The 13812-nt window shown below is 62.5% G+C and carries 12 protein-coding genes and 1 pseudogene; 4 read left to right on the top strand and 9 right to left on the bottom strand.

All coding sequences use genetic code 11. From position 1 onward, the window contains the following. The first annotated feature begins 15 nt into the window (after positions 1–15). Together BKK79_RS39865 and BKK79_RS37775 are read left to right on the top strand one after the other, a co-directional pair. Positions 16–486: pseudogene (locus BKK79_RS39865) on the top strand (cupin domain-containing protein). A gap of 439 nt (positions 487–925) precedes the next feature. After that, on the top strand, positions 926–2134 hold the full coding sequence (locus BKK79_RS37775) for an IS4-like element ISBvi1 family transposase (protein ID WP_011517431.1): 1209 nt from the start codon (positions 926–928) through the stop codon (positions 2132–2134). 269 nt (positions 2135–2403) lie between these two features. Here BKK79_RS37775 and BKK79_RS37780 read toward each other — a convergent pair whose 3' ends face one another. From BKK79_RS37780 to BKK79_RS37795, 4 genes are all read right to left on the bottom strand, one after another. Beyond that, positions 2404–2628: a hypothetical protein gene (locus BKK79_RS37780; protein WP_071040772.1), complete on the bottom strand. Its 225-nt coding sequence runs from the start codon at positions 2626–2628 to the stop codon at positions 2404–2406. Then, positions 2609–3172, bottom strand: a complete 564-nt coding sequence (locus tag BKK79_RS37785) for a hypothetical protein (protein WP_071040773.1) — start codon at positions 3170–3172, stop codon at positions 2609–2611. The genes BKK79_RS37780 and BKK79_RS37785 overlap by 20 nt, the downstream gene beginning before the upstream one ends. A gap of 768 nt (positions 3173–3940) precedes the next feature. Continuing rightward, complete coding sequence (locus BKK79_RS37790; protein WP_071040774.1) at positions 3941–4342, bottom strand: type II toxin-antitoxin system VapC family toxin; 402 nt, start codon at positions 4340–4342, stop codon at positions 3941–3943. Further along, positions 4339–4581 (bottom strand): antitoxin, encoded by a 243-nt coding sequence (locus BKK79_RS37795; protein ID WP_071040775.1) that lies wholly within the window; start codon positions 4579–4581, stop codon positions 4339–4341. The genes BKK79_RS37790 and BKK79_RS37795 overlap by 4 nt, the downstream gene beginning before the upstream one ends. A gap of 534 nt (positions 4582–5115) precedes the next feature. Between BKK79_RS37795 and BKK79_RS37800 the strand changes: the two genes are divergently transcribed. Beyond that, on the top strand, positions 5116–6201 hold the full coding sequence (locus BKK79_RS37800; protein ID WP_071040776.1) for an HNH endonuclease: 1086 nt from the start codon (positions 5116–5118) through the stop codon (positions 6199–6201). Between the two features lie 68 nt (positions 6202–6269). Continuing rightward, on the top strand, positions 6270–8444 hold the full coding sequence (locus BKK79_RS37805) for a phage integrase family protein (protein WP_071040777.1): 2175 nt from the start codon (positions 6270–6272) through the stop codon (positions 8442–8444). A gap of 291 nt (positions 8445–8735) precedes the next feature. Here the strand turns inward: BKK79_RS37805 and BKK79_RS37810 are convergent, their stop codons facing one another. The 5 genes from BKK79_RS37810 to BKK79_RS37820 form a co-directional block, all read right to left on the bottom strand. Continuing rightward, positions 8736–9401, bottom strand: a complete 666-nt coding sequence (locus tag BKK79_RS37810) for an RES family NAD+ phosphorylase (protein WP_232346504.1) — start codon at positions 9399–9401, stop codon at positions 8736–8738. Continuing rightward, positions 9398–10420: a hypothetical protein gene (locus tag BKK79_RS39870; protein ID WP_157128706.1), complete on the bottom strand. Its 1023-nt coding sequence runs from the start codon at positions 10418–10420 to the stop codon at positions 9398–9400. The genes BKK79_RS37810 and BKK79_RS39870 overlap by 4 nt, the downstream gene beginning before the upstream one ends. Positions 10421–10627: 207 nt before the next feature. Continuing rightward, the gene (locus BKK79_RS40980) at positions 10628–11965 is read right to left on the bottom strand and encodes a DNA-binding protein (protein ID WP_198173433.1); all 1338 of its coding nucleotides are present in this window, start codon (positions 11963–11965) and stop codon (positions 10628–10630) included. 163 nt (positions 11966–12128) lie between these two features. Then, on the bottom strand, positions 12129–12680 hold the full coding sequence (locus BKK79_RS40985) for a hypothetical protein (protein WP_157128708.1): 552 nt from the start codon (positions 12678–12680) through the stop codon (positions 12129–12131). Further along, entirely contained in the window at positions 12680–13570 is an 891-nt protein-coding gene (locus BKK79_RS37820; protein ID WP_071040778.1) for a ParB/RepB/Spo0J family partition protein, read from the bottom strand. The genes BKK79_RS40985 and BKK79_RS37820 overlap by 1 nt, the downstream gene beginning before the upstream one ends. Positions 13571–13812: the final 242 nt, after the last annotated feature.

Consider the following 13812-nt stretch of genomic DNA (forward strand, 5'->3'; position numbering starts at 1 on the left):
GACGAAGCAACATCCATGGAACTCAAGCGTGCAGGTTCTCAGCCTTCCCTCAAAGGCCCTGCGGAGTGGTTCACGGGCGCCGTCCACATCGACCCGCTGAACAACCCGCCAGCACCGGCCCGAGCGTCATGCGCCGCGGTCACTTTCGAGCCGGGCGCGCGCACGGCATGGCACACCCATCCGCTGGGGCAGACGCTGATTGTCACTGCCGGCTGAGGCTGGACGCAGTGCGAAGGTGCCTGGCATACGCATCCTGCAGGTCAGCGGTTGGTGGTGACGTCCGGCGTGGGACTGACGCAGGAATGGGGCAAACCCGTGCAGGTCATCCGTCCTGGTGATGTGGTCTGGTGCCCGCCCGGCGTCAAGCACTGACATGGCGCCGCGCCCGGCAATGCCTTGACACACCTGGCTGTCACCGGCACGCTGGACGGAAAGAATGTCACATGGATGGAGCAAGTCACCGATGCGCAATACAACGCTCGCTGAGCCCCGCAAAACGCATCTTTGCTCTGTTGCGCTGGCCATGACCCTGAGTCTAGCCGTTACATGGAGCTGTCGTGCGCCATTTCACGCGAGAGGAACGTCACGGTTTTCAGAGTTTTAGGCAGCCTTCGCAGCAAATTCTGAGCGTTTACCCTAGTGTTGGGTAGAGACGTCTAACTTTGACTAGCCTAGGAAGATCACTGGTGGCTTAGTGGCGTGAAGAGTATCAATGAAAAGATTGCTGATGTCGGGATTCTCGCCTTCATGTTCCACCTCCCCTGCCGGCCAACGGTCGGCACGAATGGACCGGGCCCAGGAGAAGATGGCTAGTTCACGGGCATTCTTGCTTGGTTGAGTCATTTGCTCTCTTGCACGGCTAGACACAATACTGTTCAGATAGTATTTTTAAAGCCATAATCCTCATCCATCGAAGCTTCAATGGATGAGGGTGATGGCCAGAACACGCAAGACGCTGCCGTCGAGAGTTGACGTTGCGCATTTGATCAGCGCCGGGGTGCTGGCCAGCGTGTGTCCACGGACGTTGATCGAAGAAGTGTTGGCCGAGACCGGCAAGGCCAGCCAGCGGGAGCGGCTGCTGCCCGCGCCGGCAGTGGTGTATTACGTGATGGCGCTGGCGCTGTGGCGCGAAGCGCCGCTGGAGGAAGTGCTGCGCGTGGTGTGCGAAGGCCTGCAATGGCTCGGCGGCGGCCACACTGAGGCGGTGCAGGCCAGCAAGTCCGCGATCTCGCAGGCGCGCAGCCGGCTGGGCCCCGAGGTCATGCGCCAATTGGCCGATCGGGTGCTGCGCCCGCTGGCCGCGCCGGGGGCGCCAGGGGCGTGGTACCGGGGATTGCGCGTGATGGCCCTGGACGGCAGCTGCATGGACGTGGCCGACGAGGCGGCCAACGCCAAGTTCTTCGGCTACCCGGGCGCCTCGCGCGGCCAAAGCGCCTTCCCGCAGGCGCGCGTTCTGGGCCTGGTGGAATGCGGCACGCACGCGGTGGTGGCAGCCGGCATCGCACCCTACGGCCACAGCGAGCAGGTCATGGCCGCCCAGTTGCTGCCCGCCAAGCTCACGCCCGAGATGCTGGTGCTGGCCGACCGCAACTTCTACGGCTTCAAGCTCTGGCAGACCGCCTGCGCTACGGGCGCCAAGCTGGCCTGGCGGGTCAAATCCAACCTCAAGCTGCCGGTAGAGCAGATGTTGCCCGATGGCTCGTACCTGAGCCGCGTGTTCGACAGCGACGACCGCGCGCGGCGCGCAGGGCAAACGGTGCGTGTGATCGACTACGCGCTCGAGGGCTCGGCCACGCCGGCGCAGGGCAGCTACCGGCTGCTGACCAACCTCCTGGACCCCGATGCGGCGCCGGCCCTGGAGCTGGCCGCGCTGTACCACGAGCGCTGGGAGATCGAGGGGGTGTTCGATGAGTTCAAGACGCATTTGCGCGCCAACAGCACGGTGCTGCGCAGCAAGACGCCCGAGCTGGTGCAGCAGGAGCTGTGGGGGCTGCTGCTGGCGCACTTTGCGATTCGCCAGTTGATGGCGCAGGCGGCCTGGGCGCGCGAACTCGATCCGGATCGCCTGAGCTTCATGCACGCCGTGCGCGTGATCAAGCGCAAGATGCCGCAAGCTGCGGCCGTTTCCCCCTGAGCGTTTGCCTGCCTGGCGCGAGGCCCTGCTGGCCGAGATCGCGCGCGGGCGCTGCGTGAGCAGTCGTGGGCGCCTGAACCCGCGCGGCGTCAAGCGCAAGATGAGCAACTTCAATGTTCGGCATCGCGGCGCAGCGCTCCATTTGCGGCATCAGCCAGTGCCGGTGCTTCGTATCTGAACAGTATTTCGGCTAGACACGAGCTTTCAGCCACCGCGCCCCAACAATGAAAAAGCCTCCCGAAGGAGGCTTGTCCGTTAGCGGCGCAGAACTATTCAGTGACCGAGTGCAGGTCGGATAGTGCAACGCGCAGCTTCCCACTATAGGCGCTGCGCGCGGGCATGCGCGCTTTCACGCTGTCCGACTTTTCAACTCGCGACAGCAACACTTGGACGCCACGCTTCTGCATGGTCACGACTTCCGCCCGCAGCCGCTTGCTCGGCTTGCGCGCGGTCATCAGACCGACGACTGTCGACTTACCTGCGTTCAAAGCCATAGAAACCTCCTGTGTCTGCATTCGGGCGCGTTACGCATTCGAACTTGGGGCCATATGCACCAGTCTCGAAACACCTTCCAAGTCTAATGTAAAGTAGATCGAGTTGGCTCGACTGCGTCATATAGAAATACTGGGGGACCTGGGGGAAGAACCGCGCGTGGATCGATAGTGACCTAGCCAGCACCTCACAGAACTGCCAGATCAGCCGCGGATGGGGCAGTGGCCAAGCCTCCGGATCGAACATCGTATCGGCATCGGAATCGGCTCGCATGAACTTGACCAGGCGAGCGTTCGGTGCAGGCTGAAATCCGTTCGCCCATTCGTCTGCCGTCTCCTCCACCCACTCCGGGTCACCCTGCGCATAGACGAGCACATCCGCAAAGAACACGACGAACCGCAGGCCTGCGAACGAGATCCCAATCACCTCGATGCCCTCGGCCAATGCCAGCGGCTCGGTAATGTCGATTGCATCGGGCTGAAGACCTGCCGGTGGCTGGCCCGCAAACAGATCCTCAAGAACGTCCGGGGTAATGTAGTGATACATGGTTGGTCGGCGGTGGGAATGTGCCTATTGTATCTCCCGGCTATGGACGTCAAGGCGCCCATTCGTCGGCTAGGAGAACGCTCCCCGGCGACGCCGATGCCGCCGACAACGGGCGACGCTGAACAGCAGTAGCGAAAAAAATGCCCCTCCTGGCTCGATACGTCCGGGGCCGACGATTCGTTGTCGGCGCGGCGACGGAGTGCGATCTGAGCACTGGATCGTTATGCCGGCGTGCGCGTCGCGGAACTAGCCCTGAGGCCGCACGGTCCCGACGGGAGGCCGAGACACCCGGGAGATAGACACTCTATGACTGCGGCAAGGGGCACAAGGCGTGGGCCATCCGTAGACCGCATTAAATCTGTCACCATTGCGACAGTAAATGTGTCAACACACCGCGCGAGACGGGTCCAGTTCCCGCCAGCCCATGCCAGACAAGCGTTCGCGAGCTGCGAAGTAAATTTGTCACCAGCAAGTGCTGAAGGTGGACAAGGTTCCTGTCGGCACCCCGACGGAAGGTGGAGATCGGCCAGAAGCGTGTCCTTGCCTGAATCCGTCACGCGCGCTGGCGGCTTACGTCAAGCACTCGGATGGAGACATAGATACGGGTCACGTCTGGCCATTCCACGCGCACTTTGGTCGGGCTCACCACACGGGTAACGTCAGGCGCTTCGGTTGGCAAACTCCAACACGATCGACGGATACGCTGAAGCTCAGCGGAGCCGACCCTGGACTCTATGGCCGATTGAGGTGATCGAAATCCGCCACACGTCAGTGAGCCTCGCCATGCCAGTCTTCGACGCGCAGTTGGGGCACGCGGGCAAACTCGCGCACGTTGTGGGTTACCAGTACCAAGTTGCGCGCCCTCGCCTGCCCAGCAATCAGCACGTCGTAGGGGCCGATCGGCGTGCCAGCGCCTGCCAACTGTGCGCGAATCTCACTGGCGTGCTGGGCGTCCTCCGCATCAAACGGTATCACTTCAAACTGCAGCGCCTCGATGCGGCCCAGGTTGGCGGCCGCGCGCTGGCTCTTGTAGGCGCCATAGTAAAGCTCGTGGGCGACGATCGCCGGTAAGCCAAAATCGGTCGGCAAGTGTGCACGCAGGTGCTCGAGAAAGGTGGGCTCGCCCTTGAGCAGCGCGATCACCGCGTTGGCGTCGAGCAGGTATTTCATTCGAACACGTCCAGGCCGGGGCGCTCCTGTGCGTCGGGCTGGGCAAGCGCGGCGGCCTCAAAGTCGGCATCGAGCGGGCCGACCAGCGGCGCGAGCCACGCCCAGTCCTGCGGCACGGGTTCGAGGATGACGGCGGCGCCGTGCCGGCGGATGCGCACCTCGGTGCTGTCAAAACGGAAGTCCTTGGGCAGGCGCACGGCCTGCGAGCCCCCGTGGCGAAAGATCTTGGCCGTTTCCATTGGCACCCCTTTTTTTATATCTACAAAATATAGATATATTGGGGGATGAGGGGCGGCGGCGCAATGGCTGGCGGCATCCGGCACCCGCCGGCCTGCGCGGCCGATGCGCGAGCGCAGAACGTTCCGAGTGACGTGACTCCCCTTCAGAGATCCCAACTCTGCGCCCATATATAGCAGCGGGCGCCGGCGTCCCCCCATCCGGCCCCGCTCTCCGAGTGCGGGCGCCATGCGGGCCACCGCGTTGGCAAATCGTCCGTACACGCGCCGGCTGGCCAGGCCCGCCCCACCTCGGCGACATCGGGCGCCTGAAAACTGGCGCCACATGGCGCTTGCGGCATTTTTGGCTCCAGCGCCTAAGTAAATTCAAGATTTCTTAGTACATGATAACCATACTTATCAAGCACTCATAAAATAAGGTACGCATGGGGTACCTCACCGCCGGCCCCTGGGGCTACAATGTGACGCATCCGCGCGGGCCTCGCGCCGGCATGGGGCTGGCGGCTCGCCGGACCACCTCAACGACCGCCTCCCCTTATGGCCATTCGTCAGCGTCCCCTGCCGCAGCACATCACGTCGGAGCACGTCCTCGCGGCTGCCGCCCACCTGCGCCAGCAGAACATGACGTTTTCCAATTTCCATGGATCCCCCAAGTTTGAAGTCTGGGTGAACGGCCAACCATTTCCGGCCCGCATGCTGATCGCCTGCGCCTGGACTCAATGGCCGCAGTGGGCCGCCGAACTGCCGCGCTCGGAGGATTTTGCCGGCGACATGGACGAGAGATGGCAAGGCCATATGGAAGCGCTCGGCTTCCGCGTGCGGCCGGCCAGTTATAGGCAAATTGCCGGAACACGGTCCCAAGAGGGCATGCCCAAGCCCGACGTGCTCACCGAGGAAGCCGTCCGTGCAGCAGCAGCTCTCTGGAGCGAACAATCCGCGGCATTTCGGCAGCGCCGCGCCGCGCGCCGCTACGAGGTCGGGATCGGCGGAGCGCACTACCCGATCAAGGCGATCTGCATTCTGGCCTGTGAATGGTTGGGTTACGGCCGTTGGGAAGACTGGACCATTGGTCACGCGCGCCGGGCATGGATCACTCGCCTGCAGCATCTCGGCTTCGCGGTACGCGAGGGCGTGACGGTCGGTCCTGGCTTGCCCCCGGAGTCGCCGTCGTCCCTACCCGGCGACTTGGCCGACATCGATGCGCGGCGCACCTTGGATGGCACGACCCGGACGCGCCTGATTGATGCGCGGCTGGGCCAAGGCCAATTCCGCCAAGACGTCGAGGCCGCATGGCATCACCGGTGCGCGGTCACCGAAATTGGCGCACGCGCGGTGCTGCGTGCGAGCCACATTCAGCCTTGGGCCCGGAGCAACGACACCCAACGTCTGGATCCGCACAACGGTCTACTGCTATGCGCCAATCTAGATGCCCTATTCGACCGAGGGTTGATCAGCTTTGCCGATGACGGGACCCTGCTCATCCACGCCAGATTGAGGGGGGAACCCGTCGAAGAGTTGGGCCTGGAGGAACTAACAGGGCTCGTGAGGACGCCCAGCTTCCGCCAACAGCAGTACTTGGCCATTCACCGACGCGCCTACGGATTCGATGCTGAGTCCGCCTGATTTGTAAAAAGGCAATCGTGCTCAGACGCTAAGTCCAGATCCTTGTTGATCCATAACGGCTCACCGCCATGCCCCTGCCCCACGACACGAGCAACAGCCCTCGGGAACTCCCGTCAGCCGCTGCGCGTCGCCGGCGCCGGTCGGTCACGCGCCGGCAGCTGCACCGCGGCCACTTCGGCTTCTTGCGGGCCATCATCCAGGGCCTGCATGCACGCCCAATGTGGGAACGCTACCTGGCGGAGGAAGGCGAAATCGAGGCGGATGCCGAGCTCGTGGCCAGCCTGCCGGCCACCGCCGACGACCAGGCGGTGCAGACTGACGGCGACCGCCTCGAAGTGCGGGCCGCACGGGCGTTCGCCGGCCATCCGAAGGTACGCCGCGTCACGGCCTGGCTGCGGGACGAGCTCGCCGCGGCGGCCGGCCGCGCGGACCGCCCGGGTACCGCGCGGCGCCTGCGGCTGGATCTGAGGGATTTCCGCCAGATCGGTCGCCCGGGTCTGGGCCTGCCCTCGCTGGAGGAGTTCGTCGCCGAGGCCGGCCTGGACGGCTTTGGCGAGTCCGAGCAGCTGGCGGCCTACACCGAGCGCTACGGCAGCGCCCTCAAGCGCGAAGCCAAGCGGGCGGCCTTGATGCGCCGTCAGCTGGCGGCAATCGACTGGCTCGAAGAGAAGTACGTCCAACCGGTGCTGGCCGGCGACGCCTGCCGCGCGTGGCTGGCGGAGCCGCTCGCCGCCCGGCTGGAGGTGGCCGGGGTCAGCACGCTGGCAGACCTGCTAGACCGCATCAATGGGCTGGGCGCCGGCTGGGCGCGCGGGATTGCGGCCATCGGTGCCGGCAAGGCCCGCGCCATCGAGGCGTTCCTGAGGGTCCATGCCGAATCGCTGGGCCGCGGGATCGGCGGTCACGTGGCGGTGCCGCGACGCCAGCGCTATGCGCACGAGCTTGACCGTGTGGTCCCGCGTGGCGCGCCGGACAATGCCCTGGTGCCGTTGGACAAACTCGTGCTGCCGGCGGCGCTCGACGGCCGGGACGGCGCCTATCGGCTACCGCAGGCACGCTGCCTGATCAGCGCCCACAACGACTATGAAGCAGTCCTGTCCTGGCTGCGGTCCAAGCCGGGGCTGCCGCCGGAGCAGGTCCTGCGACTGCGCGAGCGTCGCCGGGATGTGAGCACGGCGCCCGGCCCGTATGACTGGCTGCAATACCTATCCAACACGCAGCGCGCCTACCGCAAGGAGGCAGAACGCTTCCTGCTGTGGGCGATGCTCGCCCGGCGCAAGCCGCTGTCCTCGATGGACACCGACGACTGCCTGGCCTACCGGGATTTCCTCGCCGCGCCGCCGGCCGACTGGTGCGCGCCGCGCTCCCGCGAGCGCTGGACGCCCCTGTGGCGCCCCTTCGAGGGGCCGCTCAATCCGCGCGCGCAGGCCTACGCCATCGGCGTGCTGACCAATCTGTACGGCTATCTGAACGCCAAGAATTACCTGGCCGGCAATCCATGGCAGGGTATCCACGTGCCCAGGAGCGCCAAGCCCGAGCTCGATGTCGGGCGCAGCCTGACCGAGGACCAGTGGACCTTTGTCAGCGGCTGCCTCGCGCGCCTGCCAGCCACCTCGATCCACCAGCGCCTGCAGGTGGCGCTGCCGCTGCTGTACGCGACCGGGCTGCGGCTGTCCGAGGTGATCTCGGTCACCACCGACGACCTGGAGTGGGTCAGCCTCGCGAAGCCGGGGACGAGCGAGCGAGAGGAGGGCTGGTGGCTCACCGTGGTCGGCAAGGGAAACAAGTTGCGCCGCGTGCCGGTGCCGGACACTGCCGTCACCGCCCTGGGCCGCTATCTCGAAGCGCGCGGGTTCGCCGCGGATCCGACCGCCAGCCGGGGGGTCGCGCTGCTGGGCCATGCCACCGACCAGGCAGAGCGTGCGCCCTGGGCCAAGCGGCACAGCGCCGGCGCGGCGTCCGGGCTGGCCGCGGCCACGTTGTATCGCCAGATCAAGCGGTTCTTTCAGGCATGCGCGGCCGAGCTCGCCCCGGTGGATGCGCGCGGCGCCGAGCGGTTGGCGTCGGCCAGCACGCACTGGATGCGCCATACGCACATCTCGCACGCCCTCGCCGCCGGCGCGCCGCTGGAGGCGGTCAAGCAGAACGCCGGCCATGCTTCGTTGGATACCACCACGCGCTACGTCACGACCGAGGACGCCCGCCGAATGGCTGCAATGCGACGCCTATGGGCGAAAACTTGACGGTCTCGCGAGTTGACCAGGGGCCCTACTCCGCCTGCACTACATGAGGCTGCGCATTTCCGATCGAATCCACTGTGCTACCGTCGAAGCTCCCTAACCATATGTGTGCCTGCGGACATACGGAGCCGGGCGATCAGGCATCGGCTCGCGTGGTGCTCAACTGAGCGCTCGGTGGCCCCGCATCAGACCAAGGGGTAAGCGCGTCGAGAGCCGGCTTGGCAAGCAACGGCTTGGGAAACCCCACCCGATCACCACGCGGCTTGGATGGGGTATTTTTGCTTCAAAGCCGCATCAATCCGCCCATGAGTCCGCCGGCGGGCCAATGCCAACGTCGTACTTCGCCAGAAAGCCGCGAAGCTGGTGGAATTTAACGAGTGGTATCGGGTCGCCCCTTGCGATGAGTGGCGCCCGGTCGAAGATGGCGACGCTCGCCTCGTTGGCAAAACGCGAAGTGAAATAGATGCCATCGATGTTCGGGTAGGCATCGTGGATGGCCACACTCCACAAGTTGGGACCACGATAGTTATGCGCCGTCGTAGACAGCACCCGATTATCCATCCCGAGGTGGAAATGCGGCCGGGTCAAGTCGGCCAGCCGTAACGGTCGCCCCAAGGTCGTCCCAAGGTCGCTGATGCAGCGTCGATTCAGTTCATCCTCATCCAGCAGCAACGGGCACGATTTGCCTTGGAAACGATCACGAATCACCGCCTCAGCCATGCACGCCTCGAAACTCGGGGATGCGTACAGGACACCAAACTGGTCGTCAGGTGCGTCGAAGCGATAAGGTGTTCCGCCGGTAGACGTCCGGTTGTAGTGGATAGGCCCAAAGGTAGACCGGTGAATTCGCCACAGTGACGTCGCAGCTAGATCCAATTCCATCACTGGCATGTCGCGAGACGCCAGATCATCCGGTGGCAGCGGACAGCCCATGTCCATCGCGGTCAATGCTGGCATCATGCGGCCCCCTGATCGCCGGCAAACCGGTTCACGGCTGCCGCAATAAGCGGTGCTAAAGGCCTGGTGCTATCGAGGATCCATTCCAATGGCCGGATATCGCTAATTGCCTCAAGCGGGCGCTGCATGAAGTTATGGACGACCCAGCAGCTTGCGTGGTTCTGGACAAATGGCTCAAGGACCGCGCTGAGCCGATTCGGCTCGGCGTCAAATTGCCACTGCGGATAGCGCAGCCCGCGCTGCTTGCCAGGTTGTACCAGTGCATAGAGGCGCCCCTTCAAGCGGTCCTCGTTGATGGCACGATCCGAGCGCCCCGCATAGGTAGCGGCCTCGCGCAATGGCAAATTCTCGGGCTTGGCCCATTCGTCCAACGCGAACTGCCGCCCGCGCTCCCTCGCCGCGCGCAACGGGTCACTGTCACTGGCAGGTGCCGAAATGGTAGACACTGCAGTAGGCGGATCTTCGTTCGCCAATGCCTTCGCGGCAGCCAAGAGCAATTCGTCGATCTGCGTCTTGGGGTCCGCTAGCAGGCGCGGTGGTGGGAGCCGACCGCCCAATAGCTCCCGAACGCGGGCAAGAAGGCCCACACCAAGCACATCGGGCAACGGGGTCGTCGTCGGTACGCGAACGTCAGCTTCGGGCTTTGAAATGACAACATAGACCTTGTCACTCTTGCCATGAATCTTGCGGGAGAACGATTCATGGCGAAGCTTGCCGCTCGCAGCTTCTATCTCCCGTTTTGTGAAGGAGCCAAAGATTTTCACATCGCGGAGAGCGTCAGCCAGCGGGTTTCCTAGGTCAGCCTGGCTAGGAATTGGCCATCCAAGCCTGAACCGCGTCCCGCCAGCAATGAAGTTTCCGTATTGCTTCAGGCCAGACCAATGCTGGGTTGGGTAGAGATACGACTCATCATGTGCATGCTCCACTGCTTCGGGCTTTCTCGCAGGGAGCATTAAGCTGTAAAAGGGCTTACGCGAAGTGCCCGCCACAATACCGGGCTTGAGAGAACGCTTGTCTTTCATTGGACCCTCACATTCATGAACTTCATGAATATGATGGCAGGTTTTTGGAGATTGTCAAAGCCAACTCTAACAGAGTGCGCTATTCGACTGTTGCTGTAGATTCCGATTGCCGCGCGCCTCGTCAAGGTCGAGTCCGGACCCGAAGTCAGGCCCTCCTCTGCTTAACAGAAGGCCGCTTCGCGGCCAATGCGCACGAAAAGCCATTTTTCAGTATATATCCGATGCCATGCTCGGTCGACGGGCACCAACGAGCGCTCGGGCGCGCTCCAGGTGGTCACCAATCGCACCGCGGAGGGTCCGCGGGGTGACTTGGGATGGACTGCCAGGGGCTGATGCAGTCCGACCGGCCACCAGCTGGGCAAGGAATTCCAGCTGGGGAAGCGCAACGTGGAGTGGCCAGGCGCTGGTCACCGCTGCACGACCGGCGCCGCGGCGTACCGTCACTGATGCCTCGTCCACGCACCAGGAACCGCCGTCGGAATCGGCGATTACACGGCCACGAAGGCTCGCGGCGAGCGTGGTAATTCGCATGCGCTGCTCCGCTTGGGCGCCCTCTTCCGCCTGTCGCTGTGCCCGTTCGGCGCGGGCAGCGTTGGCTACAAAGGCGAAGTCAACGGGCTTATTGATGAGTGCGGCGAGGTAAGCAAAAAGGTCTCTGCCACGAAGTTGGGCGATGGCTTGCTGAGCCGTCAACACGACGTCGGAGAGGCGTGTCGATGCTTTGCGAGCGCGCTTCATTAAGCCAAACAGACCAGGCAAGGAGAGGGACCGGTCTTCGACCAACCAAGCCAAGTCGGAGGGTACTGCTTTGCCTTCTATTCGTCGAAAGGCGGCCGGCTCGGCCGGTTGTTTCTTCAAAGAAGACTGTGGTTTACCGTGGTTTACGTCACGCACCGGTGCAACAGCTTGACCGTAACTATTTGATTTTCCTGCAGTATCTTCACCCTCTGAGTGGCGAGTGATCAGTGGGTCACATTCGCGTGCTGGCGTGCTAGGTATTCTGCTTGCTGCTGGCTGCGAGTGAACTACATGCGCTGGTAAGGCTTGCTGGATGCCGATGACGTGCAACAGCTTAGATGTGAATTGAATTCTCCCAATTACCTCTAGCTTCATTCGAGTTCGCTTTTGCTTCTCGCGAAGAATTAGTCCTTCCTCTTCCAGCGTCGTGAGCGATCGATAGACAGTAGCTTCGCTAATATTCAAACGATGGGCGATGGTTGCCTTCTTAACGAAAGACAGTTGCTCGGGGCGTTCGATATTCAAAGAGAAGCGAACTAACGTTGCCAACACTTGCCTCACCGTAATATGGAGATGAGTGAGATAGCTAGACTCGTAAGTGAGCGCGATCGCTTTCATTACCTTTGTTGGAAGAAAGCCAACATCGGAATCGTCCGAGGGATAATCGGATTGCACAACGTCTAGCGTTGAAGTTGTGCTGGAGGTAGCAGGCTCTATTTTTGTTGAGCGCGTATGTTTCGGGATTTGGGGAACGAAATGCTTCCGTTCGACAAATAGCTCCCCAGCGACTGCGATAGAAGTCGTCATCAATGTACTCATCATCAAGTTTTTGTGACGAGCATTGACAGTGGACTTAAGTCTTCCTAGACTCAGGTTGTCTGTTGAGTTTTGGAATTTGGTCCAGCGTCAATGTCTCACCGAAGAAGCCCGGAGTTGCCGCTCCGGGCTTTTTCTTTATGTCATGTAGTGGCTAGGGGGGCATGACGCGCTCCTCTCGGTTGATGCATTTCGGACGCACCAAATGAAAACGCCCCGGGGATTCCGGGGCGTTTTCATTTGGTTGCCTGAGGGGGGGCGGGACCGCGTTTAACCGGTTAAACCGAGGCGGTGGGCGCAGCCGTCCGCTAGGAAAGCGGCCGCCGTTTAACCGGTTAAACAAGATCGGGCTGGCTGGGGCGCCGGCGACGGCATGGCTGCCGCCGTTTAACCGGTTAAACGAGATCGGGCTGACCGGGGCGCCGGCGACGGTATGGCTGCCGCCGTTTAACCGGTTAAACGAGATCGGGCTGACCGGGGCGCCGGCGATGGTATGGCTGCCGCCGTTTAACCGGTTGAACGAGATCAGGCTGACCGGGGTGCAGGTGACGGCAAGGCTAACGCCGTTTAACCGGTTAAACGGCGCGGCACCGTTGACTTGCAGGTTCTGCTTCGCAGAGGCCATCTCACAAATACGAACTGCCTCACTCAGTGCTAAAACACTGAACGCGGTCGAGTTCGGTTGGTGAGAAATATACAAGTGCATTATAGGTCGCTTCTATGCGTGCTGATTCGCTCAAGCAAAGCCTTCTGGATGTTCACGTCACCACTATTCAACGCATCCACCGTCGCTTCGAGAATTTCAAGCAGGGCTTGCTTCGTTTCAGGAGCAAGGCTCGCCGACGGCTGGAGCTTGAGCTCAATCTGCCCGTTCCCATATTCCCGCAACGTGCCCACCTGCGCGTCACCCCGCTTGATGGTCTTATTCACGACCGCGGCCTTACGCTCGCGCTTCGTGCCTGGCGCCTTGACGAACTGCCGAACCAGCGCCTCAATGCCTCGCCGCGAAACGTTGTCTTCGGCGATCTTCCTTACGAGCGCCAGCAGATCCGATTCCGGAAGCCTCTCCGTGTCCCCGAGATGTCGAGCCAACTCGGCAGCGACAGAGTAGGGGAAGGACTCACCGTTCTCCGCCATGAAGTCCGTGACTTTGGCGGGGAACCGCGCATACGACAGCATCATGCTGATCGTCGCCTTGCTCCTGTCCAGCCGTTCGGCGAGCCATTCGAGACTCGCGTGCCCTTCCGACACGAGTTGAGCCCAGCGAAGGCCCTGATCGATCTGCGAGATGGGCTCAGTGGAGTCTGTTCGCTCGAACGAAACCGCGTAGAACTCTTTCGGGTCATTCGGATTGACCGCACGTTCTAGCGCCCACATCTCGGCCCAGCCGAGCTTCTGCGCACCTTTATAGCGGGTCTCACCGTCCACGATGAACCAGTTCCCCGGCCTTGACGGATCCTTCGTAACAAGGATCGGCGCCTCCTGCCCATCGGTGGACAACTGAAGGCTCATCTCCTTGATGCGAGCGGCAGACCGATGAATGCGGGCGTTCCAGGGGTGTGGCTGGAGGCGATCAAGGGATACAACGAACCCCATATCCTTACCGGCCACGCGATCGACTATCGGACCAATGCTGGGAGCAGTCGCAATGGACGAGCCGGTTGAGGCTACATCCGTCTGCAATTGCTCCTGGTGTGCACCGTCCAGCGGAGCAGCGGAGGTATCCGAGGGCACACTAGCCTTCGGGAAACGAGCAATCTTGAACCCGCCTCCCGGTACCGGTGCATTCGCCGGCTCCGAAGACACAGGGATGGGTGGAGGTTGATAGGAGCGCTTTC

It is taken from the genome of Cupriavidus sp. USMAA2-4 (assembly GCF_001854305.1).
GTDB lineage: Bacteria > Pseudomonadota > Gammaproteobacteria > Burkholderiales > Burkholderiaceae > Cupriavidus > Cupriavidus malaysiensis.